The sequence below is a fragment of the Tateyamaria sp. genome (assembly GCF_059783535.1).
This window is the reverse complement of the sequence record NZ_JBYNDP010000032.1, coordinates 1-23,111: the sequence shown is the minus strand read 5'-3', so window position 1 is coordinate 23,111 and position 23,111 is coordinate 1. Positions and strand designations below refer to the sequence as shown.

Genomic DNA, 23,111 nt, shown 5'->3' with positions numbered 1-23,111 from the left:
CACTCCAGTGTCGGCCGCACTTTGCGGGTCAAGCCACCTGCCGCCCCAGGCTGAACACCTCGCGCGCTACGGCACCCCCATCCATTTGCGCAAAGCGAACGAGATCGGCTCGCTTGCCCACTACAATCTCTCCCCGGTCCTCAAGTCCGACTGATTTGGCCGGTGTGCGGGTGACCGTCGCAATGCCGCGCGCCATATCGCCCCACATGTTCCCGAGTTGGACCGCAGACATTAACAGCGCGGCCGGCACGTAGTCTGATGATAGAATGTCCAGCAGGTCTCTTTCAGCCAAGTCTTTGGCTGCAACATTGCCGGAATGAGACCCGCCTCGCACGAGGTTAGGTGCGCCCATAATGATTGCGATATCGTTGTCTCGACACGTTTCAGCGGCTTCCACGGTGGTCGGAAATTCGGCAACTGCGACACCATGCCTTGCCGAAGTGGTCACTTGGTCAGTTGTGGTGTCATCGTGGCTGGCAAGGACCGCGCCCAGTCGACCTGCCTCCGCCACTGCTGCCGCTTCGTGTTTGGCTCCCAGCTTGTCCTGCAAGTCTTGCAGCTTTTCGATATGGGCGTCGAACTCGTCTTCGGTGAAGTTGTTCTTGCCCATGACATAGGCCTTCATTTTGTCGATGTCGCGGAATTGGCGCTGACCGGGTGTGTGGTCCATCAAGCTGACGATCCCGACCCGGTCATCCGGTGTGAACTCTGCAAGCTCGTCTGTAAGAGTTTCCGAACAGATTTCCGCACGCAAGTGCAGGAAATGGCTGATCTTGAGTACGCCTTGCGCCCGCAAGGCCAGCATCTCGGATGACAACTCGCGCGCATATTTCAAGTACCGACCTTTGCCGGACGGTATCGACCCGACACGCATGGCATCGAAGACGGTGGTAATCCCAGTGCCCGCGAGTTCCCGATCATGCGCCAGGATCGCAGGTCCGTGCGGCCATGGTACCTTGGGGCGGGGCGAGATGTGTCGCTCAAGATTGTCGGTGTGCAATTCGATCAGACCTGGGGCAAGGAAGTCTCCGCCGCAGTCCAAGGCACCGGCGGGTACAGACGCGCCCGTTCCAATTTCGGAAATCATGCCATCGCGGAGGACGACATGCCCAGTGACCACTTCATTAGGCAGCACAAGCTTGGCGTTGGCGAGGATCGTTTCTTGTGTCATGTGCCTGTCATCTCGAACTGGAATGGGGTGGGATATGTTCAAGCGCTACGCCATCTACTACACGCCCGAACCGGGCACGCCGCTCGCCGATTTCGGTGCGAGATGGCTGGGATGGGACAGCGCCGGCGGAGTTGGGTGCACGCACCCTGACGTCGGTGATCTGGACGTGGCCGCGGTGACGGAAACCCCACGCAAGTACGGGTTCCACGGAACGATCAAGCCGCCCTTCAGGTTGGCGGAGGGACAGAGTGCGGATACGTTGAATGCAGCGCTCGCCGCGCTGTGTGCGGATGCCCCGGCGGTAACGCTCGATGGTCTTGAACTGGCGCGCCTCGGGCGTTTCCTCGCACTCGTTCCAAGTGGTGATGACAGCAACCTTGGTGTGCTTGCCGCGCACGCCGTGCAAGAGCTTGACGCTTTCCGCGCGCCGCCGAGTGACGCTGAACTGGCCAAGCGCCGTGGCGCCAACCTGAAGGCTGAACAAGAGGCGCATCTTATGCGCTGGGGCTACCCTTATGTACTGGACCAGTTCCGGTTTCATCTGACACTTACCGGCAAACTGGACAAACCTACTATTTCGCAAGCAGAGACGGCCTTGACCCCGGCTTTGGCGGGATTGGCGTTGTCGCCCTATCGGATAGACAGCCTGACCCTGCTGGGAGAAGATGAGACCGGGTTTTTTCATCAGATACATCGCTACGCTCTGACCGGGTAAAGCGCGTTTAACGCCTTTTGAACTGTGGTTTCCAACGCGCCCGAATTGTCGATGATGGTTGGTTTGATACCGTCCGGAACACCCGCACCAACCCGTGCCAGACGCGCGGCAATGTCTGTGTGATCTTCCCGCCCACGCGCGGCCAGTCGGCGCGCCAAAACGTCGGGATCCGCTGTAAGGGCCAAAACAATCAAGCCAGGAAACCGAGACTGGGCCTGCGCCAACACTGCGCGTGACAAGTTCATCAGCATATCCTGACCCGCCGTAAGGCGAGCATCGACCGTTTTAGGAATCCCGTAGGACAATCCATGCGCTGTCCAGGACAATGCAAATGCCCCATCGCGCATCATTGCTTGAAAAGTCGCCTCTGAAACGCCATCGAACACTTCACCCCCTGACGTTACCGGACGGGTGATCACCCTGCGGATCAAGCCAAGGTCTGGTTCTGCTTTGGCCATGGCTTCCATCACGGTGTCTTTCCCAACACCAGATGGTCCAACAACTGCAATCAAGCGTCCGGTCATGCGGCGTGTTCCGGAGCAAAGAGGCTGACATCGACCTCGCGATCGCAGACCTGTTTGCGCGCAGCTTCATCATGGAAAATGCCGATGATGGCTGCCCCACGTGCCTTGGCGCTCTCGATCAGTTGCAGCACAACGGCGCGGTTCGTTGCATCGAGGCTCGCCGTGGGTTCATCAAGCAACATGGCTGGATAGTCATATGCAAACCCGCGTGCGATGTTCACTCTCTGTTGTTCGCCCCCGGAAAAGGTTGTCGGACTAAGCGACCAGAGACGTTCGGGGATACTCAGCATCGAGAGCAGTTCGCGCGCTCTTGCATCGGCTTGTTCGGTGTCAACGCCGACCACGCGCAACGGTTCGCTGACGACATCTATGGTGGGTACACGCGGGACCACGCGCAAAAACTGACTGACATAGCCCAGCGTCTCACGCCGCAGCGCCAGAACATCGCGCGGCGGGGCCGAGGCGACATCGACATCTCCGACCATGATCTGGCCGGCCTGCGTGGTGTAATTACCATAGATCATCCGCATCAAGGTTGATTTTCCAGCGCCCGAAGCACCAGTCAATGCCACGCACTCTCCAGCGCTCACCGTCAGAGATACGCCATTCATAACTGGAATGACTGCGCTGCCTTGATTGTGCAGAACAAAGGATTTGGCGACATCTTCTACTCTGATCATATTCATCTTGCCAAAAGCTCCGGGTTGGTGCTTTGCGTCAAACCTGCAACACGCTCGACACAAGCAACTGCGAATAGGCGTGTTGCGGGTCGTCCAGCACCTGATCGGTCAGCCCCGTTTCGATCACGTGCCCGTCTTTCATCACCATCAGACGGTCTGCCAGCAGGCGCACGACGGCCAGATCATGTGTCACGATGATCGCGCTCAAACCCATTTCGCGTACCAGGCCGCGCAGCAGGTCCAGCAGCCGCGCCTGAACCGAGACATCAAGACCGCCGGTGGGTTCATCCATGAAGACCAATCGTGGGCCGGTCACCAGATTGCGCGCAATTTGTAGCCGCTGTTGCATACCGCCTGAAAATTGTCTGGGGTGGTCGTCAATACGGTCGGCGGCAATCTCGACCCTACCCAGCCAATCCATGGCCTGATCGCGGATCTCACCATAGTGTCGCACACCCACAGCCATCAGGCGTTCGCCCACATTCCCGCCAGCGCTGACGTTCATCCTCAGCCCTTCATGCGCATGCTGATGGACGAAGGCCCAGTCAGTTCGGCCGAGCATCCGCTTTTCCGGTTCACTCATCGTGACCGTATCGCGCATTCCGTCTGCTCGGGTGTTGAACAGCACCCTGCCGGTGTCGGGCGGGAGATGGCCTGCCATGCAATTCAGCAGTGTCGACTTGCCGGATCCGCTTTCGCCGACGATGCCCATTACCTCGCCTGGGTAAAGGTCAAAGCTCACATCGGCGCAGCCAACGCGGTGCCCATAAAACTTGGCTAGACCTTCGACCTGCAAAAGCGGTTTCATCACGTTTCTCCGATGGCTGCGCTGAAAGTCGTTGGAGTCAGAAGAACGTCTTCAATGCCCAACACGTAGGTGCCGTGCTGTGCCGATGTTTCTTTCTTGATCTGCGCCCACTCTTCATCCGCCATGAACGCAGCCCAGCGATCCTTCATTTCCGCTTCGTCCTGCCATGCAAGCAAATACACAAAACGCAACCGCTCTTCAGTCTGCTCTGTCCACATTGCTTGAATACGGAACCCGTATGTTTCCATCAGTCGCGCCGCGTGATCACGAAAGCGGTCGAGGAATGGTTCCGCATTCTCTGGTGGAACGTCGTAAATACGCAATTGGTTGATCATACTGCATCCTCCTGAAAGGGTGTGCCTTCGGCGCCCAAATGGCCCTTGGCCCGGCGCGCGCCACAGTAGTCAGTGTCCGAACACATAAACATGCGCCCGCCCGCGTCATCGATGATCAGCTCGTCCAAATAGCTGTCCGTCGATCCACACAATCCGCATGGATGGTCGGCCTTGGTGGCCTCGAAAGGATAGTCATCGAAGTCGAGACTGACGACCTGTGTGTACGGGGGTAAGGCATAGATACGCTGTTCTCGCCCGGCACCAAACAGCTGGATTGCGGGCATGTTCAGCTTCGGATTGTCAAACTTGGGAATTGGGGATGGATCCATGACATAGCGCCCCTCGACACTCACCGGGTAGGCATAGGCGGTCGCTATTGCACCATGGGCGCTGATGTCCTCGTACAGCTTCACATGCATCAGCCCATAATCCTCAAGAGCGTGCATCTTGCGGGTCTCGACCTCGGACGGTTCCAAAAAACGCAAGGGTTCCGGGATCGGCACTTGGTACACAAGGATCTGATCCTCGGTCAGTGGCTCTTCGGGAATGCGGTGGCGGGTCTGAATGACTGTGGCCTCCGCCGTGGCTTCGGTCGTCTCAACATCGGCCGTACGTTCAAAAAAGCGTCGAATGGACACTGCATTGGTTGTGTCATCTGCACCTTGGTCAATCACCTTGAACACGTCTTCCTGCGTCATGACTGCGGCAGACACCTGCACGCCGCCGGTGCCCCAACCATAGGGCATTGGCATTTCCCGGCTTGCGAATGGCACTTGGTACCCTGGAATAGCCAAGCCCTTGAGGATCGCACGTCGGATCATGCGTTTGGTTTGTTCATCCAGGTAGGCAAAGTTGTAGTCCGTCACTCGGCCGCCTCCTGCTGCTGGTTACATCCCGTTGCTTCGCGCCTTAGCTTGCGGATCAGTTCAAGCTCGGACTGGAAATCCACGTAGTGGGGCAGCTTAATGTGCTCCAGAAAGCCCGTCGCCTGAATGTTGTCGGCGTGATACAGCACAAACTCTTCGTTCTGTGCCGGGGCACCGACATTGTCCTCTCCCAGTTCCTCCCACCGAAGTGCACGGTCGACCAGGGCCATAGAGATGGCCTTGCGCTCGGACATACCGAACACAAGTCCGTACCCCCGCGTGAATTGAGGCGGTTCCGTCTTGGACCCCTGGAACTGGTTCACGGTTTCACATTCCGTGAGTTCGACCTCACCAATCTCAATCGCGAAACCCAGTTCAGGGATATCCATCTCAACTGTGCAGGTTCCGATGCGCAGCTCCGCGACAAAAGCGTGGTTTCGGGCGTATCCGCGCTGCGTCGAGTAGGCCATGCCAAGGATAAACCCTTCATCCCCGCGTGTCAGGGATTGCAATCGCAATGCTCTATCAGCAGGTAATTCGAGGGGTTCCCTAGTCAGGTCGGGAGGAGTTTCTGCACCTTCTGGTTCTGGCTGGATCAGGCTTTCACGATCCAGAAAGGACATGATGTGTGGCTTTGTGCCCGCGTCACCTTCGCGTTCGGGCGCGCTCGGCATCTCTCCCTCTGCTGCCAATTTGAAATCCAGCAGCCGGTGCGTGTAGTCGAAAGTTGGGCCGAGAACCTGACCGCCTGGTGCGTCCTTGAACGTAGCGGACACGCGGCGGTCGCACGCCATTTCCTCTGTGTCCAATGCTACAGAGCTACCGATGCGAGGCAGGGTCGTCCTATACGCGCGGATCAGAAAAATCGCTTCGATCATATCGCCGCGCGCTTGCTTGATGGCGAGGGCGGCGAGGTCCGCATCATAAAGCGAGCCTTCGGCCATGACGCGGTTCACTGCCAGTTTCAACTGCCCCTTGATTTGCGGCACTGACAGCTCTGCCACGTCCACTGGTCCGCGTCGTTCCTCGGCCAGCCAGGCATGGGCTGCGTCGATTGCTTTCTCGCCCCCTTTGACCGCAACATACATGTCAGGACACCTTTGTGCTGCGGGGCAGGGCAGCGATTTGCGACCCGCATGTGAACATGAAGTCCAGACCAAGGGGGAACAGCGCAGCATTGCGTTGGAACGTCTCCAGATCAGGCAGGTTGAGCCGCGCGACGCTCTTGATGCCCGGGCCTTTCAACGTTGCTCCGCTGGCCTCCAATACCGGCATGTCGCCTATGACTGTAGCAGAGCGGTCAGGGTATTCGGCGGTGCCGACTGCAAGGTTGGACAGATCAATGTCTTCCCAATTCCCCAGAACAAATTGCGCATCAGCTGGATCAACCAATCGTCCACCCGCCTGAAACTTTATCCAATTGCGTACGGTTTGTGTGTCGTAGCGCCCGGCCAAGTTCACACCAACGTCGTGATCGACGAGGGTTATCAGAACGGTTCCTGCCGCGATGGACAACGGGGCGGGCGGCACGGCCCCTGCAACATGGCAAATCGTTCCAGGGCAGGCCATGGCGCGCATGATCCCGCGAAAGGCTGTTGCACTTTCGTGAGGCGGGTCGGTGAAGCCGCCGGACAGACTTGATTGCTCCATCAGTCTTCCCCTCGCGCCATTGTAAAGAAGTCCACCTTGGTCGCTGCCGCTTTCGCTGCTCGTGTGGCGCGGCTTTGCTCGGCGGCTTTGCGCAAAGGAGTGATGATTGCGGCGTCTATGCTTTTCGCATCAGCCGTCTGCATGAGAGCATCGACCAAAGCGGCTTGCGTCGCATGGTTCTTGTCGCGCCCCTGCACATAGCCATGACCAACTTCCCCGGAGGCGATACGGATGGAGCAGCGGGTGACGGTCATTTCGCCCAGATTGAATGGTGCGCCAACAGCACCAGCACGGCCACGGATCATGACTGCGCCGATTTCGGGCGCGCGCAGCACCTCGTGTGCTGGATCATAGCCAGCATTGGTCCAAAGCTCTGCAAGATGCGGCGCCGGGGCTCTGGACAACACAGATAACCATGCCTTTCGCGCTGCGTTTGGGTCGTTTGATCCGTCCATCTATACACCTTGCGAAGTTGTCGAGATTCCTATACAACTAGACAAATAATAGACGAGTCGCGTTGCTGCGTCCATCGGCTAGATGTGAAAGTTTGGTGACACATGGCGCGCACACCCATCTGGAAGTCCATTGCGGACACCCTCTCCGAAGAAATTGCCGACGGCCTGTACAATCCCGGCGACAAGCTTCCGACGGAGGCGCAGCTATCGGCCCGGTTTGGAGTGAACAGGCATACGGTGCGCCATGCGCTGTCTGCCTTGGTCAAAGCCGGAACCGTTCACACGCGGCGCGGAGCGGGTGCATTCGTTGCGCAGACGCCGACCGACTATCCAATTGGCCGACGCGTGCGGTTCCACCAAAACCTCAGGGCCGCAGGACGCATCCCGGCCAAGCAGGTTTTGTCGGTCATTACCCGCCTTGCCAGCTTAAAAGAACGGGAAGCGTTGCAGCTTGCGGAAGCCGCGCAGGTACATGTTTATGACGGTCTCAGTTTTGCTGATGACCAACCCATTGCACTGTTCTGTTCGATCTTCCCTGCTGGGCGATTTCCTGACCTCCCGAAAGCACTGCAAGCGTCGGGTTCGGTCACTGCGGCGCTGAAGGCCGGCAACGTCTCGGACTATACCCGCGCATGGACGCGGTTGACTGCCACAGCTGCGACAGCAACGCAGGCCCTTCATCTCCGCCTGGCCGAAGGGGCACCTTTATTGCGCAGTGTCGGCGTAAATGTCGACCTGACTGGACAGCCAATAGAGTTGGGTCAGACATGGTTCGCTGGCGACCGCGTCACGCTGACACTGTCGGACGAGATGTGAAAGTTCTGTGGTGTCACGACGCTGACATATCCACAGGCTATTCTATCCAGACGAGTATCAGCACAAGTGTTCAGGCAGATTGATGCGCCAACCTTATCCTTCGATGCGCCTTGTCGGTGCCAGCGTCCTGCAAGGGGGCGCTTTGATCGATGCACCCGTCAGTGTCGCGGACGGGATGCTGGTTGATACGGTTGCGCGTGATTTGAACCTGCATGGCTACCTGGTCATGCCGGGTATCATTGATTTGCACGGCGACGCGTTTGAGCACCATATGGCGCCACGCCCATCAGCCCCGTTTCCATTGTTGACAGGGCTTGTTGGAACTGACCGAGATGCAGCCGCAAATGGTGTAACGACGGCCTGGATGGCTCAAAGCTGGAGCTGGGAAGGTGGCCACCGCAGCCCGGACTATGCCGAAGGGTTCCTTGCCGCCCACGCGGCCTATGGCCCGCAGATGCAGACCGACCTTCGTGTCCAGATCCGGTGCGAAACGCACACGATGGACTATCAGGATCGATTGTTGGCCGCGATCCGGGAACATGGGATCGACTATGTTATCTTCAACAACCATCTTGACGAAGCGGTTGAACTGGCAAGCACCAGACCCGAAGCAATATCTGCCTGGGCCGCCAAAGCCGGGCGTACGCCGGATGAGCATATGGCCTTGGTCATCGCGGCGAAGGAACGGGATAACGATGTCCCCCGTTATCTATGCAATCTCGCGTCAGCTTTCGATCGACTTGGTGTGAAGTATGGGAGCCATGATGATAAGGACGCCGCTACCCGCGAACGCTATTCCATGATTGGGGCGAAGGTTTGTGAGTTTCCAACCGCTATGAGCGCTGCGATCGTCGCCCGTACTTGGCGAGACCCGATACTCATGGGTGCACCAAATGTCGTGCGCGGCGGCAGTCAGTCGAACAACATTGCAGCTGCCGTGCTGATTGGCGCAAGCGCGTGTGATGCGCTTGTATCGGATTACTACTACCCCGCCTTGGCGCAAGCGGCGTTTACCTTGGCCGACCAAGGTTTGCGAAGCTTCCCTGCAGCATGGGATATGATTTCGTCTCGGCCGGCTCAGATCATGGGGCTGAATGATCGTGGCACTTTGAGCGTCGGAAAGCGGGCCGACCTGACCATCATCAACATCGACACACGCCAGATAGAAGCGACTATGTCTGGTGGCCGGTGGACTCATTTGTGCGGCGACGTTGCTAACCGCGTTAGCAAGCTGCATGCATCGCTGCCGGTGGCGGCAGAATAAGTCAAAGGCTTTCGTATTTTTCGAGAAAGGCTTCGGCGCTCAGGCCGCGAAAATCATCGAGTCTTGCCCGCAAGATCGCGTGATCCCAGTCCCACCAAGCCAATGCCATCATGCGATCCGCGATACCCGGAGCATAGCGATCCCGGAGTTTACCAGCGGTGACGCCGCCCACGATGGTGTAAGGTGCGACGTCTTTGGTCACAATTGCGCCGGACGCAACAACCGCACCATGGCCGACGGTCACTTCGGGCTTGATCTGTGCATTGTGGCCGATCCATGTGTCGTGCCCGATAAAGGCGCGCCGTGACGCCCGATGTGTGAACCAATCAGCGTCATCTTCCGCGTCATTCCAATAGCTGGCAGAACGATACATGAAGTGATGTAGGGATGCGCGATCCAGCGGGTGATCAGTCGCGCCTATGCGGACGAAGCTGGCGATATTGGCGAACTTTCCAATGGTTGCATTCGCCAAATCGCAAAACCTGTCGCAATAACTGTAGTCGCCAATCTCCACTTGTGCGAGCCGACTATTCTGGCCGATCTGGTTGTACCGCCCGAACTTTGTATTCACCGCTTCCACTTGCTCATGCAAGTATGGCTCCTCGCGCAATCGTGGGATCAATGTCCGTCCTTACCCCCTTTGATCAGTTTTCGGCGCAGCAAGCCCGACAGCCAATCCATGAAGATAACCATCACTATGATCAGCATGATGTAATAGCTGACTTCTTCCCAATCCTTCTGTGTAATGATGGCTTGGGTCAACAACAGACCGATACCGCCGCCAGTGATGGCACCAATGACTGTGGCGCTGCGGGTGTTGGATTCAAGGAAATACAAAATCTGTGAAATCAGCACCGGCGTGATTTGCGGGATCACACCAAACCGGTAACGTTGAACCGGTTTTGCGCCAGTCGACTGCACACCCTCGATCTGCTTCTGGTCCACGTTTTCCAGAGCTTCAGAGAACAGTTTGCCGAATGTACCAGTATCCGTGATCAGAATAGCCAGCGCACCCGTCAATGGCCCCAAGCCGAAGGCGCGCGACAGGATAATCGTCCAGATCAGCGCATCCACCCCGCGGATAAAGTCGAACAAGCGCCGCGTTGCTATGCGCACGGCCGCCAGCGGCGCGAAATTGCGAGCAGCCAGGAACGCCAGCGGAAGGGCGACGATGGCACCACCCATGGTTCCAAGAAAGGCCATCAGGATAGTTTCGAATATAGCCCAAGCCACATCGCCATGCCGCCACATCTTGTTGGTCCAGAAGTCATGCGCAATAGCTGCGGCCTCACCATCAAAAGCGCGATTGACCACTTCTCCGAACCCTAGTCCGTAGTACGGGCTATCGGGTGTGAAAAAGAACAGCTCCCATCCGACAATGTATCGGAACACCTCGGTCCGGTTGCGGGTGATTGACAGGCGGCCGGCTTCGGTCGTCACGGCCACGCGGTTCTTTGATGCATTTATCCAGTCTGGAATATCGTCCGTTGGATAGTTCTGGATGACGCCTTGCGACCGGGACACCTCGAATGTCATGAGGCCATACCCTGGCACATCGTAAGTTACGCCATTGTTCTCGGGAAGGTAGGTGATGATGTGACCGCCACCCACATCAATGATCGTCTCCTCGCCAAGTGCTACCCAGTCCGGGCTTTTATCTTCAGCATAGGCGCCTTTGTTTTCGCCCTCGACCGCGACACGCACGGCACCATTTCGGTTGTCCCGTGTTACGTGCACTTTGTGACTGTAGGTGTCCGCAATCAGCGCGCGCGCATTGGCTCCGTCGGCCTTGGTGATCAGATCGGGTACGCCGAAGGCAAAGAAGACATAAGTCAGATAGGTCAGAACTAGGGCAGGCAGGGCGAAACTGACGATCCGCTTGCGGGCCACCACACGGTCTGCGGAGCCTTTCAGGTCGGTGGTGTCGAGCATGGTCATGAGCGGCGTCCCGACTTGGACCCGTGGGTAAGGTGATCGCGGTAGTGGCTAGAGGTCTGATCGATGACAACAATCGTGATGAACAAGAGTAGGAAGATCGAGGCGGCTTCATCATAGCGGCCTTGGCCCCAGCTGATGGCGTTTTTGAGTTCGTAGCCAAGCCCGCCAGCGCCGACAAAGCCCAAAATGGCAGAGGCGCGCACGTTTATCTCGAACCGCAACAGTGCGTAGCTTAGCCAGTTGGGTGCAACCTGTGGGATGATGCCAAGCGTCATCTTCTGCCCCCAAGTCGCTCCGACAGAGGCGAGGCCGTCAAGCGGTTTCAGGTCTGCATTCTCATTCACTTCCGAGAACAGTTTGCCCAACGCGCCCGCCGTGTGGATTGCAATGGCAATCATCGCGGGAACCGGGCCACCGCCAAGAATGAAGATCAGCACAAGCGCCACGACAATCTCGGGAATGGCGCGGCTGACGTCCATGATGCGGCGAAAAACCGGGATGAGAGCAGGGAACCGCGCCATTCCGCGCGTTGAAAGTAGCGACAGAAAAATAGCCGCGATGGCGCCTATCAACGTGGCGGCGGCCGCAATGTTCACTGTTTCGATCAGGGCTGGGAAGAAGGTCACGAAATGGCCGGGCAACTCGGCCAGTTTTCCGCTCGCCTCGATCACTAATTCCGCAGGGTAGTCAAAAAAGTTGTCCAAACCATCCCAGAAAGACCCTGCATTGCGCTGTCCAGCGACAGAGAACCCGGCGACCATGAGCGCTATGAATATTATCAACAGGATAAAGGAATAGAGGCGCTTTTGCCGGGTCAATGCCAAGTAGTCGTCTTGGATGACGCCCAGGTCGCGCATGCCTGCGGTTGTTTCTGCCATGCCCTTACCCCCAACGAATTGCCGGACCCCCAATTGCTGGGGACCCGGCAGACACAGGCTTAAATTAGTTTGATTTGGCTTTACGTGCTTCAACAACTGAGACGTATGCCTCGTGGGTGATCGGATCGAAGCCCAAGCTTTCACCAGCCGAGATGTTGTAAGTACAGTCCTTGTCCGTGTCGTACATGTTGTCGACCAGAGCGATCATCTTGGCTTTGACATCTTCGGGCAGGTCCTTGCGTAAAACGACGGGGCCTTCCGGGATCGGTTTGGATTTCCAGATTTGAACAAGGTCGTTCATGTCGACCAAGCCTGCATCTACGGCTTTGCGCAGCGCGCCCGAGTTATAGCCGTCTTCCCAATTTCCCTGGCCGTCCGCCCATGTCACGCCAGCGTCGATGTCGCCGTTGTTGACCGCGACGATGGTTTGCTCATGACCGCCTGTGAATTTGACGTCACCGAAGTAGTCGCCAGACTCCATTGTGATCTTGTCAGCCGCTTGCGGGATTTCGATCGAAGGGATCAGGTAGCCCGAGGTCGAGTTGGGGTCGCCGAAACCAAATACTTTGCCTTCCATCTCGTCGAGGTTGGTGATGCCGCTGTCTGCACGGGCAAACCCTATGGAGTGATAGCCGTAGGAGCCGTCGAGGTTGATCTTGACCAGCACAGGTTCGACCGCGTCGGGGTTCTGCAGATATGTCGCTGCATAGGAAGAGGCGCCCAGCCACGCCATGTCCAGCGTGCCACCGACCAGACCCTGGATCACACCGGCATAGTCGGCGGGGGCAAACAGCTTGGTGTCAACGCCAAGCGTTTCTTCTGTATAGGCGCGCAGGCACTCATTTGAATTCAGGCGATCCTGAGCGTTCTCTCCGCCCAAAAGGCCAATGCGGAATTCGGTGATGTCTTCAGCCGAGGCGACTGTCGCCAGTGCCGTGGTTGCCAGAGCGGCAGCGATGATCTTTTTCATTTTTCTCTCCGTTTGAACGAAAAAACCCCAGCGCGGGTGCACCGGGGATGAAGGTCAGACGTAGGCTTCGGCCTCCATCTTGGCTTTTTCCGAAGCGTCGAGTGTCTCGATCTCGGTCGATGTTGCGCTTTCGGAAAACTCTGCGCCGGCGCCATAGATTTCGCGGGCCATGGATGTGGTCAGCTTTTCAGGCGTTGCGTCAAACACGATCTTGCCCGCGCGCATACCGATCACGCGGTCGCAATAGCGCCGTGCGGTGTCCAGCGTGTGCAGGTTTGCGATGACCGTGCGGCCATCCTCTTCGTGAATCCGGCGCAGAGCCTGCATCACGATCTGAGCGTTCATTGGATCAAGAGAGGCAATAGGTTCGTCTGCAAGTATGATCTTGGGATCTTGCATGAGTGCGCGGGCAATCGCGACGCGCTGTTGCTGACCGCCGGACAGGGCTTCGGCCCGTTTCGGTGCGTGTTCGGCAATGCCCAGCCGATCAAGGATGTCGATTGCCCGATGGATGTCTTCAGTTGGATACAGGTTGAACAGGGTCGCGACTGTTGACCGACGATTCAAAGTGCCGTGAAGCACGTTTGAGACCACATCCATTCGCGGAACCAGGTTGAACTGTTGAAAGATCATCGCGCATTGGCTCTGCCACGCGCGCTTGGCCGCACCTTTCAGAGATGTGATGTCCTGTCCCTCGAAATGGATGGTGCCGGACGTGTGATCGGTGAGCCGATTCAACATGCGCAGCAGTGTTGATTTTCCGGCGCCAGAGCGCCCGATAATGCCGATCATTTGGGGACGGTCGATTTGAACCGATGCAGCATCAACCGCGATGTTCTGCCCAAATGCTTTGGTCAGTCGTTCGATCTTGAGCATACCATTCCCCGGTTCAATACCGGGGTGTATCGGCCGCTTTGGATTCGAAAATGTATCAGATGCACGAAGTTTTTGTGACGCTGCTGCGTGTCACGATAAGGGCAAGCGGTACTCTGAAAGTAACCGAACGGCCCGCTTTCCGACCTTTTTTATTGCTGCCATGCGGCAATAAAAATGGCGAACGCTGCGCTCAGAGTGGCTGCGCAGCAAACGCGCGCAAGTCAGCGCCTGCAGGTACAACCAGCGCGCTGGTGTGTGTGTGAATTCGCGGAAATGGATGGTGGAGCATAGCGGGATCGAACCGCTGACCTCCTGCATGCCATGCAGGCGCTCTCCCAGCTGAGCTAATGCCCCATCCTTGGTTGGCTGCTTCCAGCCGTGCGCCGCTGATTAGGCGCTTTGCCAAACGGGATCAAGCGAAAAAGATCCCGTTTGGCGCTTGCGTTTACGACTCGTCTTCTTCAGCCGCCACGTCCGCCAGCTCGTCGAGCGAGACGTTGTCTTCATCGTCGTCGTCATCATCCAGCAGATCGTCATCCAGCTCGACATCAACATCGTCGTCGTCCAGCACTTGATCTTCTTCGTCCGCGACGGTCTTGGCTTTGTTCTTGGCCGACGCGGCATCTTCTGCGTCAGCAGCGATCATACGGGTTTTCGAGCTGTCGACTTCGACCACATCACCAGTATAGGGGCTGATGATCGGCGTTCGATTCATATCGTAGAACCGTTTTCCTGTCGTCGGACAAAGTCGCTTGGTGCCCCATTCTTCCTTTGGCATGTGTCATCCTCTTGTCTGCGCGTAGCCCGGTCCGGCGCTATGAAAGCGGGTAAAAGGGCGTGCCTCGTGTTGCGGCGATTCTGGGCAAGTGCCATAAGGTCGGGACGGAGTCAAAGCCTTATGGTTGGGTGTTGGCCCGGGATGCGGAGATGGGATGGCTGAACGGGTACTTCAAGGACGCCCCAACATTGTTCTGACGCTGCGCCGGTCCCCGCGGGCGCGGCGCATCACTCTTCGCATTTCATCCTTGGATGGTCGCGTCACACTGACCTTGCCAACGCATGTGGCAGAGAGGGAAGCGCTCGACTTCGCGCGCCAGAAAGAGCCTTGGATTCGCAAGCATCTGGCGGCACGGGTTGATGATGTGATTGTAGGTGCAGGAACACATTTACCCGTGGAGGGGCAAGCACGCAGCATCGCCCAGGGAACGGGTAGGCGGGTTGTGATGACGGACAATGCATTGCTGGTTCCCGGCCCGTCTGAGAACGCTCCGGCTCGGGTCCTCGGCTTCCTCAAAGCCCGCGCGCGGGATGTATTGGCCGTGGCCTGTGATGATTACGCCCAGCGGCTTGGCCGGTCTTACAATGGCCTGACCTTGCGGGACACGCGGTCCCGGTGGGGATCATGTTCATCAGCCGGTCGGCTGATGTTCTCGTGGCGCCTCATTCTCGCTCCGCCCGAAGTCTTAAGCTACGTGGCCGCCCACGAGGTGGCCCACTTGGAACAGATGAACCACTCGGCCGCATTCTGGGATGCCGTTTCTCGGATTCACGGGCCTTATGATGCACAGCGGCGCTGGCTGAGGACTGAAGGTAACACTCTGCATCGCTTCCGCTTTGGCGATTGACCCGTATGGCATCGTGTGATCACAAAAGGTGATGCAGCAGGTTCCACGCACCCGAGATACGGCGTCAGCAGCCCATGATCGCGTTTATCGCCGTCTGAGGACACGCATTATGCATGGTGATATTGCCCCCGGGCAGGCTTTGACCCTGCGGGGGATCGGCAAGCAGTATGACGTATCGATGACCCCCGCGCGTGAAGCGGTACGCCGTCTGGTGGCGGAAGGTGCATTGACCCTGTCTCAATCCGGGCGTGTCTCCACTCCGGAACTGTCCAACGAGAGGATCGAAGAGCTTGCGGCTCTCCGGGCCTTGATCGAGGTAGAGTTGGCCACCCGGGCACTACCGCGCGCGCACTTGGCTTTGATCGAACGATTGCAAAGCATCAACAGCGCCGTTGCCGAAGCTGTCGCGCACCGCGATGCGGTCAGTTACATCCGCACCAACCTCGAATTTCACCGCACGCTCTATCTGCGGGCACAGGCCCCCGCGATGTTGGCGATGGCTGAGACGGTATGGTTGCAGATGGGCCCGACGATGCGGGCCCTGTATGGTCGCTTGCGAAGGACCGAGCCGCCGCGATACCACCGCTTGATCATTGCTGCTTTGCGCGCGGGTGACGAACCCAGTCTCCGCCTCGCGGTCCGGTCCGACGTCACGCAAGGTTTGCGCATGTTGGCGAGCTGATCAGGCGGCCAGCCCTGTGCTGCCGAGGCTCAGAAATTTTTGTCTGCGGTCGCTGATGAGTGTCGCGCGATCTTTGCCGTCGAGCTCTTCCAGCATTGCGGACAGGGCATTGCCAACAGAGGCAATTGTATCTTCGCGATGCCTGTGTGCGCCACCCACGGCTTCTGGGATGATCCGGTCGGTCACACCGAGTTGCTTGAGGTCTTGTGCAGTCAGGCGCAGTGCTTCAGCCGCCTCGCGCATCTTTTCTGCGTCTTTCCATAGGATCGAAGCACAGCCCTCGGGGCTAATCACCGAATACACCGAGTGCTCCAACATCGCGACTTTGTTCGCTGTGGCAAATGCCACTGCGCCACCCGATCCACCCTCGCCAATCACGACGGAAACCAGGGGTACGCCGATCTGCAGGCACTTTTCGGTAGAACGTGCAATCGCCTCGGATTGCCCACGCTCTTCAGCGCCTTTGCCTGGGTAGGCACCGGGTGTGTCAACAAGCGTAATGACTGGTAGGCCGAAGCGGTCAGCCATATCCATCAGCCGGATGGCCTTGCGATAACCCTCGGGGCGCGCCATGCCAAAGTTACGTTCGATGCGTGATTTGGTGTCGTTGCCCTTTTCGTGGCCGATCACGACAACGGGCCTGTCGTTCATGCGGGCCAATCCACCCATGACCGCGTGATCGTCAGCGAAATTTCGGTCACCCGCAAGCGGGGTGTATTCTGTGAACAACGTTTCAATGTAGTCGCGACAATGAGGGCGGTCGGGGTGGCGCGCCACCTGACATTTGCGCCAGGGAGTCAGATCACCATAAAGGTCATCAAGCATCTGCGCTGCCTTGGTATCAAGACCCGCGGCCTCGTCAGTGACGTCCATGTCTTCGCTCTGGCGTGCAAGGGCCCGCAGTTCTTCTGCCTTGCCCTCGATTTCAGCCAACGGTTTTTCGAATTCAAGATACTGCGTCACGCCTGCGTCCCCGATGCGATTTTTCGCTATATGGCCGCAGGATGCAGCATTTGCAACGTTAGGGAAAGATCACGGGGTACAGCGATGCCACAAGAAGTGCTGCCATCGTCCAGTTGAACGCGGTCAAGCGGCCTGGGTTGGTAAGCACCCGCGCCATCTGCTGGCCGAGCAATGTCCACGAACTGACAGATGGCAGGTTGATTGCGCCAAAGACGATTGCAACGAGGGCTATTGCCCATAGGGTCGTGTCGGGCGTGTAGACGGTCACGGCGGTCAGCGCCATGGTCCATGCCTTTGGATTGACCCATTGAAAGGCGGCCGCTTGCATGAATGTCATGGGCGTTCCCTTGGCCGCACCCTTTTTTGCAGGCGCTGCGGTCGCAATCTTCCATGCAAGGTAAAGAAGATAGGTGACTGATGCCACTTTCAGGACGGTGTGGCTGACCGGGTACAGGTCGAAGATCTGGATCAAGCCTGCGCCAACCAAAAGCACCATGAACACAAAGCCCAGCCCAACGCCGAGCATATGCGGGATTGTGCGGCGAAAGCCGAAATTTGCACCAGATGCCATCAGCATCAGGTTGTTGGGACCGGGCGTTATGGAACTGACAAAGGCAAACGCGGCCAAAGCGGTGAGGAGGTCGTAGGTCATGTGCAATAAATGCGGGAGTATTGGATGAGACAGATTGCGAAATAGATAGTATTTGGGCTATTTGAGCAACCAATGACGAAGATTGATCGCATCAACGAGCATATATTGCAAGAACTGTCCCGCGATGGTCGGATCAGTAACATCGAACTGGCCGATCGCGTTGGGCTGTCGCCGTCTGCCTGCTTGCGCCGCGTGCAGGAATTGGAGCGGGCAGGGATTATCACCGGGTACCGCGCTGTTCTGGACAGAACCAAAATGGGAACGGGTTTTGTGGCCTATATAGGTGTTGGGCTGAATGACCACTCCAAGGCGAGCCAGGAAGCGTTTGAGCGTGCAATTTCCCGTGCGCCCGAAGTGCGCGAGTGCCACAACATAACCGGTACAATCGAATATCTGTTGCGCGTCGAGTGTGCCGATCTGCCCAGCTACAAAACGTTTCATACGGACCTGCTGGGCGCGCTTCCACAGGTCAACGCCATCACGTCTTATGTTGTAATAGGCTCTCCGAAGGACGAGCGTGCCTAGCTTAACCTATTCCTGCGTCGCCCGATCTGAAATGGCCGCAAAGATTGCGTCCAGTTCCTGAGCCAGGATCGCTAGTTCCGAGCCGGCCTCCTCCACGTAAGGCGCAAACACGTACGATGGGGTCTTGTAGCTGAGCGTCGCGGTACCATCCTCATTTTCCGTCACGTACACGCGCACGGGCGCTTCGATCATCGCGGCCGTGGACAGGTTCAGGATGTTCACAGCGTAGACATTATTGAATAGCCCGATCACCCGGTTGCCTGGAATGGTGATGCCACGAGACTTTGCCGCCCCGGTGGGGCCGGCTTGGGTAACAGCGCCCATCTTGTTGGCCTTGGCCGCCGCTTTAACGTCTGCGATCAACTGGTCGTAGCCTTTGGTGGTTGGGGTCACGGACCAACCTTCCCTTGGGGCCATCTCGGCCTGTGCCACGAGTGTTGTTACGGTCAGTGCGAGAGCAGCAAGGATCAGGCGCATGAGTGTCTCCGGTGATGCAATTGTTGTGGCAGGGAAGCATGTGAGCGGGGACTTGCCCAATCACGTCTGTGTGCGTGGTGTCTAAACCCGCCAGCCACTAGGCATGCTGTATGACCCGTTTGATCCTGATTTGCGTTGTGGCTGTGCTGACTGCCTGCTCCAGCCCTGAACCCGAGGCGCCAGTGGCGCCTGCTGTGCCGCTTTACCCTAATGAAACGCCCCAATTGCGGCAGCAAATCGAGGCAGCAGCGGCAGCTAACGACATTCCCGTGGCCTTGGTGCAGCGCGTTGTCATTCGCGAAAGTACGCACCGGCCCGAGGCGCGAAACGGGCCTTATTACGGTTTGATGCAGATCCTCCCCGCCACTGCGCGCAGCATGGGGTTTCGAGGGCAGCCGAATGAATTGCTCGATGCAGAGACAAACCTGAAATATGCCACGCGCTATTTGCGCGGGGCATGGTTGGTGTCTGGGGAAGACATGGATGCGGCGGTGATGTGGTATGCCCGCGGCTACTATTTCGAAGCCAAGCGGTTGGGCTTGATCGAAGAGACGGGCGTTGATGGTCGCAAGGTCTGGCCGGATTGAGAACGACGGGCAGACGCTGTTTGCCTGTGGCAAAGACGCCCCACCCGCCGTCCCTTTTGGCTCTTAAATGCCTGCGATCATCTCGGATTGACGTACGATGACTTCCGCCTGTTTGATCGACGCAATGTCGACAAGGCGGCCCTTGTATACAGTTGCGCCTTCGCCTTTGGCCTTGGCCTCCTCCATCGCCGCGAGGATTTCGCGCGCCTCGGCCACTGCCTCGTTGGATGGGGTGAACACCTCGTTTGCCAGTGCGACCTGTTTGGGATGGATGGCCCACTTCCCGACCATTCCAAGGGTGGCCGACCGCAAGGCTTGTGCCCGGAACCCGTCATCGTCTGAAAAATCACCGAAAGGCCCGTCTACGGGCAGCACGCCATGGGTGCGGCAGGCGGCGACAATGGCGGCCTGGGCCCAGTGCCAAGGGTCAGACCAGTGTTTCTGGCCTTCATGGATCATATAGTAGTTAGCCTGTGTCCCGCCGATACCGGTGGTTGCCATGCCCATGGAGGCAGCAAAGTCAGCCGCGCCCAGCGACATGGCTGCAAGCCGTGGTGAGGCTGCGGCAATTTCTTCGACATGGGCGATACCGGCGGCGGATTCGATGATAACCTCGAAGGTGATGGGTTTGGTCCGCCCCTTGGCCGCTTCGATGGACGTGACAAGCGCATCAACCGCGTAGATGTCTGCGGCGTTGCCGACCTTGGGGATCATGATCTGGTCCAGCCGGTCGCCCGCCTGTTCCATCAGATCGACCACATCCCGATACCAATAAGGGGTGTCGAGGCCATTGATACGGATCGACAATGTCTTGTTGCCCCAATCGATGTTGCCGATGGCTTCGATGACGTTTGCCCGCGCGCTGTACTTGTCGCTTGGTGCAACACTGTCTTCCAGATCAAGGTTGATGACGTCTGCCGCCGATGCTGCCATCTTCTCGAAAATTGCGGGGCGAGATCCAGGGCCAAACAATTGGCAACGGTTTGGACGGGCGGGGGGTGTTGGTTGAAGACGGAAAGACATGGCACAACCTTTGTAAGATAATTTCACGTGGGGCTGTCTGGCTGGTATTAAATTGCGCACTGCTGCGCAAGGCGCATTTTGCACCTGCAGCATGACGCGGCGATTCTGCCAAGCATGTGAGTCTTGTCGCAAAAAATGTGCGCAAAATGGAAACTTGCGCAAGAATCTTCGGCAATTGGTTAGATCTGGAGCAGTTTCACGATTTGATTGCGCTCAGCATGGCTAAAATGCCGCGCAACGACGAAGGGGATGTCAGATGATTCAAACACCATATCTATTGTTCCTTGGCGACGCGCCGGACCAGTTGGCTGCCAAAGTGGCGCAGGGGATCAAGGACTGGCGCCCCGAAAATGCTGTGGGCCAAATCCGTTTGGAAGGGTGCGGCGCCGATATGGGGCTGACCGACATGACTCTTGAGGAAGGGCAGGCGGCCGGAGCCAAGACCCTTGTGATCGGCGTGGCAAACCGCGGCGGTGTGATCTCCGATGCCTGGAAGGTCGTGCTCGTGAAGGCGCTGCAAATGGGATATGATATTGCCGCTGGTCTGCATAATCTTTTGCGGGACGAGGATGAACTTCAGGCCGCCGCACGTGTGAATGGCTGTACACTGCACGATGTGCGTATTCCCACGATCGCATACCCTATTGCCAACGGCAAAAAGCGCAGCGGCAAGCGCGTGTTGGCCATAGGAACAGATTGTTCCTGCGGCAAGATGTATACCGCCATGTCGATGGACGCGGAGATGCGCAAGCGGGGTATGAATTCTGATTTCCGCGCAACCGGACAGACGGGTATCCTGATCACTGGCAAAGGTGTGCCATTGGACGCAGTAATTGCGGATTTCATGGCGGGCGCGGTTGAGTACCTCACGCCAGACAATGACGACGATCATTGGGATCACATTGAAGGGCAGGGCAGCCTGTTCCACGTGTCCTATTCCGGTGTGACAATGGCACTGATCCATGGCGGTCAGCCCGACGCGCTGATCCTGTGCCACGAACCAACCCGGACACATATGCGCGGACTGCCGCACTACGGGTTGCCGTCGCTTGAACAGCTGCGTGATACAGCGCTTCCGATTGCCCGTGTTGCAAACCCGGATTGCTTTGTCGCTGGTGTGTCGGTGAACACCAAGGCGCTGGATGAAGACGCAGCACGTGCATGCTTGGCGGAGATCGAAGACCGGATGGGTCTTCCCGCTGCTGATCCGTTCCGCTTTGGCGCTGGCAAGCTGGTGGACGCTCTGTCATCCTGACGGAATGACGTTGTAACTTTGCCATCGCCAAGGGTGATGCTTGAACAAGAAATGGTGGGCGCATGCGCATAGATGTAACTCGTGATGTTTTTCGTCTGGCGCAGGCGTTTACCATTTCTCGTGGGTCACGAACCGAGGCGCATGTGCTGACGGCCAAGGCCACGGATGGGGTTCACACGGGCGTTGGCGAATGTGTCCCATACGCCCGCTATGACGAAACGCTAGACAGTGTAACTGCAGAAATCAAAGCCCTGCCCGAGACGGTGACGCGGGCGGCGCTATATGATCTCTTGCCGGCGGGTGCGGCCCGCAATGCAGTTGACTGCGCCTTGTGGGATCTCGAATGCAAGCAGGCGGGCAAACGCGCTTGGGACCTTGCAGGTCTTCCAACGCCCGCCCCCGAGATCACCGCATACACCCTGTCACTGGACACACCCGAGGCGATGCAGGCGCAAGCCGCGCAGAACGCGCATCGCCCGCTTCTGAAAATCAAGCTGGGCACACCAGATGATATGCCCCGGCTTGAAGCCGTTCGGGCCGGGGCCCCATCCTCCCGCATCATTGTCGATGCCAATGAGGGTTGGTCCGCCGAGATCTACGCTGATCTGGCCCCGCACTTGGTGCGCCTGGGTGTACAGATGGTGGAACAGCCTTTGCCTGCCGGGGATGATGACGCCCTGATTGGTCTGGACCGGCCCGTTCCGGTCTGTGCCGATGAATCCTGCCACGACCGTGCAGACTTGCCTGCGCTCAAGGGCAAGTACGATATGGTCAATATCAAAGTCGACAAGACCGGCGGGCTGACCGAGGCGCTGGCTCTGCGCGACGCGGCTCTTGCTGAAGGCTACAGCATCATGGTCGGATGCATGGTGGGAACGTCCCTTGCCATGGCACCCGCGACGCTGGTGGCGCAGGGCGCGGCGGTTGTCGACTTAGATGGGCCGCTCTTGTTGGCAGAAGACCGGCAGGCGCCTTTGCATTATGACACCTCTGGCGTTCATCCCCCGAATGCAGAGCTTTGGGGATGAGCCGAACCGCAATCATTTATGATTGCGAGTTCGCAACAGCGCCGGGCGCGCCGCAACGGTTCTGGTGCGGTCCCCATGACCCTGATCCGGTTGTTTTTCAGATCGGCGCGGTTCGTTTGTCGCTCGAAGCGCCTTACAATACTCTTGAGCGTTTCGAAGTGCTGATCCGACCAATGGACCGCACAGGTGTGCCGCTCGTTCTTGATCCATTGAACGCGAAACTGACGGGTGTCACCGAGGAGCGTTTGGCGCAAGAAGGCGTATCGCTGGCCAATGCACTGGAACAATTCGGCAGTTTTGCCGGTGATGACCGTATGTGGGCCTGGGGCAAGGATGAGTTCAACATGG

The 23,111-nt window shown here is 57.9% G+C and carries 28 protein-coding genes, 1 tRNA gene and 1 pseudogene; 10 read left to right on the top strand and 20 right to left on the bottom strand.

The window, feature by feature from the left end; translation table 11 throughout:
* Positions 1-28 precede the first annotated feature (28 nt).
* Positions 29-1,171 carry an alpha-D-ribose 1-methylphosphonate 5-triphosphate diphosphatase gene (locus tag AC6RA8_RS08700; protein WP_500352065.1) on the bottom strand — a complete coding sequence of 381 codons (1,143 nt, stop codon included), beginning with the start codon at positions 1,169-1,171 and terminating at the stop codon, positions 29-31.
* 34 nt (positions 1,172-1,205) lie between these two features.
* On the opposite strand from AC6RA8_RS08700, the gene AC6RA8_RS08695 reads away from it, so the two are divergent.
* On the top strand, positions 1,206-1,886 hold the full coding sequence (locus tag AC6RA8_RS08695; protein ID WP_500352064.1) for a DUF1045 domain-containing protein: 681 nt from the start codon (positions 1,206-1,208) through the stop codon (positions 1,884-1,886).
* Here AC6RA8_RS08695 and phnN read toward each other — a convergent pair.
* From phnN to phnG, 8 genes are read right to left on the bottom strand one after another with little or no spacing between them, the layout of a single operon-like run.
* Positions 1,868-2,410 carry a phosphonate metabolism protein/1,5-bisphosphokinase (PRPP-forming) PhnN gene (gene phnN / locus AC6RA8_RS08690; RefSeq protein WP_500352062.1) on the bottom strand — a complete coding sequence of 181 codons (543 nt, stop codon included), beginning with the start codon at positions 2,408-2,410 and terminating at the stop codon, positions 1,868-1,870. The genes AC6RA8_RS08695 and phnN overlap by 19 nt on opposite strands.
* Positions 2,407-3,090, bottom strand: a complete 684-nt coding sequence (gene phnL / locus AC6RA8_RS08685) for a phosphonate C-P lyase system protein PhnL (protein ID WP_500352084.1) — start codon at positions 3,088-3,090, stop codon at positions 2,407-2,409. Before phnL ends, phnN begins: the two co-directional genes overlap by 4 nt.
* A 37-nt stretch (positions 3,091-3,127) precedes the next feature.
* Positions 3,128-3,898, bottom strand: coding sequence for a phosphonate C-P lyase system protein PhnK (gene phnK / locus AC6RA8_RS08680; RefSeq protein ID WP_500352060.1), 771 nt, complete (start codon positions 3,896-3,898; stop codon positions 3,128-3,130).
* A complete protein-coding gene (locus AC6RA8_RS08675; protein ID WP_500352059.1) occupies positions 3,898-4,233 on the bottom strand; it encodes an NIPSNAP family protein in 336 nt (111 codons plus the stop codon). Before AC6RA8_RS08675 ends, phnK begins: the two co-directional genes overlap by 1 nt.
* Positions 4,230-5,099: an alpha-D-ribose 1-methylphosphonate 5-phosphate C-P-lyase PhnJ gene (locus AC6RA8_RS08670; protein WP_500352057.1), complete on the bottom strand. Its 870-nt coding sequence runs from the start codon at positions 5,097-5,099 to the stop codon at positions 4,230-4,232. Before AC6RA8_RS08670 ends, AC6RA8_RS08675 begins: the two co-directional genes overlap by 4 nt.
* Complete coding sequence (locus tag AC6RA8_RS08665) at positions 5,096-6,187, bottom strand: carbon-phosphorus lyase complex subunit (protein ID WP_500352056.1); 1,092 nt, start codon at positions 6,185-6,187, stop codon at positions 5,096-5,098. The genes AC6RA8_RS08670 and AC6RA8_RS08665 overlap by 4 nt, the downstream gene beginning before the upstream one ends.
* 1 nt (position 6,188) lies before the next feature.
* The gene (gene phnH, locus AC6RA8_RS08660) at positions 6,189-6,749 is read right to left on the bottom strand and encodes a phosphonate C-P lyase system protein PhnH (RefSeq protein WP_500352054.1); all 561 of its coding nucleotides are present in this window, start codon (positions 6,747-6,749) and stop codon (positions 6,189-6,191) included.
* A complete protein-coding gene (gene phnG / locus AC6RA8_RS08655) occupies positions 6,749-7,204 on the bottom strand; it encodes a phosphonate C-P lyase system protein PhnG (RefSeq protein ID WP_500352052.1) in 456 nt (151 codons plus the stop codon). Before phnG ends, phnH begins: the two co-directional genes overlap by 1 nt.
* Positions 7,205-7,306: 102 nt before the next feature.
* On the opposite strand from phnG, the gene phnF reads away from it, so the two are divergent.
* Together phnF and AC6RA8_RS08645 are read left to right on the top strand one after the other, a co-directional pair.
* Entirely contained in the window at positions 7,307-8,020 is a 714-nt protein-coding gene (gene phnF, locus AC6RA8_RS08650) for a phosphonate metabolism transcriptional regulator PhnF (protein ID WP_500352050.1), read from the top strand.
* A gap of 82 nt (positions 8,021-8,102) precedes the next feature.
* Complete coding sequence (locus AC6RA8_RS08645; protein WP_500352048.1) at positions 8,103-9,284, top strand: alpha-D-ribose 1-methylphosphonate 5-triphosphate diphosphatase; 1,182 nt, start codon at positions 8,103-8,105, stop codon at positions 9,282-9,284.
* 1 nt (position 9,285) lies between these two features.
* Here AC6RA8_RS08645 and AC6RA8_RS08640 read toward each other — a convergent pair whose 3' ends face one another.
* The 7 genes from AC6RA8_RS08640 to AC6RA8_RS08610 form a co-directional block, all read right to left on the bottom strand.
* Entirely contained in the window at positions 9,286-9,903 is a 618-nt protein-coding gene (locus AC6RA8_RS08640) for an LbetaH domain-containing protein (protein WP_500352083.1), read from the bottom strand.
* Positions 9,903-11,222 carry a phosphonate ABC transporter, permease protein PhnE gene (phnE, locus tag AC6RA8_RS08635; RefSeq protein ID WP_500352046.1) on the bottom strand — a complete coding sequence of 440 codons (1,320 nt, stop codon included), beginning with the start codon at positions 11,220-11,222 and terminating at the stop codon, positions 9,903-9,905. Before phnE (AC6RA8_RS08635) ends, AC6RA8_RS08640 begins: the two co-directional genes overlap by 1 nt.
* Entirely contained in the window at positions 11,219-12,100 is an 882-nt protein-coding gene (phnE, locus tag AC6RA8_RS08630) for a phosphonate ABC transporter, permease protein PhnE (protein ID WP_500352044.1), read from the bottom strand. The genes phnE (AC6RA8_RS08635) and phnE (AC6RA8_RS08630) overlap by 4 nt, the downstream gene beginning before the upstream one ends.
* A 64-nt stretch (positions 12,101-12,164) precedes the next feature.
* Positions 12,165-13,070: a phosphonate ABC transporter substrate-binding protein gene (gene phnD, locus AC6RA8_RS08625; RefSeq protein WP_500352042.1), complete on the bottom strand. Its 906-nt coding sequence runs from the start codon at positions 13,068-13,070 to the stop codon at positions 12,165-12,167.
* A gap of 54 nt (positions 13,071-13,124) precedes the next feature.
* Positions 13,125-13,946: a phosphonate ABC transporter ATP-binding protein gene (phnC, locus tag AC6RA8_RS08620; protein ID WP_500352040.1), complete on the bottom strand. Its 822-nt coding sequence runs from the start codon at positions 13,944-13,946 to the stop codon at positions 13,125-13,127.
* Positions 13,947-14,224: 278 nt separating this feature from the next.
* Positions 14,225-14,300 (bottom strand) — tRNA-Ala (locus AC6RA8_RS08615).
* 91 nt (positions 14,301-14,391) lie between these two features.
* Entirely contained in the window at positions 14,392-14,724 is a 333-nt protein-coding gene (locus AC6RA8_RS08610) for a TIGR02300 family protein (protein ID WP_500352039.1), read from the bottom strand.
* 154 nt (positions 14,725-14,878) lie between these two features.
* Between AC6RA8_RS08610 and AC6RA8_RS08605 the strand changes: the two genes are divergently transcribed.
* Positions 14,879-15,571, top strand: coding sequence for a M48 family metallopeptidase (locus AC6RA8_RS08605; RefSeq protein WP_500352038.1), 693 nt, complete (start codon positions 14,879-14,881; stop codon positions 15,569-15,571).
* 31 nt (positions 15,572-15,602) lie between these two features.
* Entirely contained in the window at positions 15,603-16,253 is a 651-nt protein-coding gene (locus AC6RA8_RS08600) for a GntR family transcriptional regulator (RefSeq protein ID WP_500352036.1), read from the top strand.
* Here the strand turns inward: AC6RA8_RS08600 and AC6RA8_RS08595 are convergent, their stop codons facing one another.
* Entirely contained in the window at positions 16,254-17,216 is a 963-nt protein-coding gene (locus tag AC6RA8_RS08595; RefSeq protein ID WP_500352034.1) for an acetyl-CoA carboxylase carboxyltransferase subunit alpha, read from the bottom strand.
* 58 nt (positions 17,217-17,274) lie between these two features.
* Positions 17,275-17,868 carry a LysE family translocator gene (locus AC6RA8_RS08590; RefSeq protein WP_500352032.1) on the bottom strand — a complete coding sequence of 198 codons (594 nt, stop codon included), beginning with the start codon at positions 17,866-17,868 and terminating at the stop codon, positions 17,275-17,277.
* A gap of 72 nt (positions 17,869-17,940) precedes the next feature.
* On the opposite strand from AC6RA8_RS08590, the gene AC6RA8_RS08585 reads away from it, so the two are divergent.
* Positions 17,941-18,393, top strand: coding sequence for an Lrp/AsnC family transcriptional regulator (locus AC6RA8_RS08585; protein ID WP_500352030.1), 453 nt, complete (start codon positions 17,941-17,943; stop codon positions 18,391-18,393).
* 6 nt (positions 18,394-18,399) lie between these two features.
* Here the strand turns inward: AC6RA8_RS08585 and AC6RA8_RS08580 are convergent, their stop codons facing one another.
* The gene (locus AC6RA8_RS08580) at positions 18,400-18,870 is read right to left on the bottom strand and encodes a DUF302 domain-containing protein (RefSeq protein WP_500352028.1); all 471 of its coding nucleotides are present in this window, start codon (positions 18,868-18,870) and stop codon (positions 18,400-18,402) included.
* A gap of 110 nt (positions 18,871-18,980) precedes the next feature.
* Between AC6RA8_RS08580 and AC6RA8_RS08575 the strand changes: the two genes are divergently transcribed.
* Positions 18,981-19,457 (top strand): transglycosylase SLT domain-containing protein, encoded by a 477-nt coding sequence (locus AC6RA8_RS08575; RefSeq protein WP_500352026.1) that lies wholly within the window; start codon positions 18,981-18,983, stop codon positions 19,455-19,457.
* A gap of 63 nt (positions 19,458-19,520) precedes the next feature.
* Here the strand turns inward: AC6RA8_RS08575 and AC6RA8_RS08570 are convergent, their stop codons facing one another.
* Positions 19,521-20,480 carry an L-malyl-CoA/beta-methylmalyl-CoA lyase gene (locus AC6RA8_RS08570; RefSeq protein ID WP_500352024.1) on the bottom strand — a complete coding sequence of 320 codons (960 nt, stop codon included), beginning with the start codon at positions 20,478-20,480 and terminating at the stop codon, positions 19,521-19,523.
* A 256-nt stretch (positions 20,481-20,736) separates the two neighbouring features.
* Here AC6RA8_RS08570 and dgcN point away from each other — a divergent pair, with 256 nt between their 5' ends.
* The 3 genes and pseudogenes from dgcN to AC6RA8_RS08555 all read left to right on the top strand — a co-directional run.
* Entirely contained in the window at positions 20,737-21,735 is a 999-nt protein-coding gene (gene dgcN / locus AC6RA8_RS08565) for an N-acetyltransferase DgcN (RefSeq protein ID WP_500352022.1), read from the top strand.
* A gap of 62 nt (positions 21,736-21,797) precedes the next feature.
* Complete coding sequence (gene dgcA / locus AC6RA8_RS08560) at positions 21,798-22,763, top strand: N-acetyl-D-Glu racemase DgcA (RefSeq protein ID WP_500352020.1); 966 nt, start codon at positions 21,798-21,800, stop codon at positions 22,761-22,763.
* Positions 22,760-23,111, top strand: a pseudogene (locus AC6RA8_RS08555) (exonuclease); the annotation flags it as partial. The gene dgcA and the pseudogene AC6RA8_RS08555, both read left to right, overlap by 4 nt.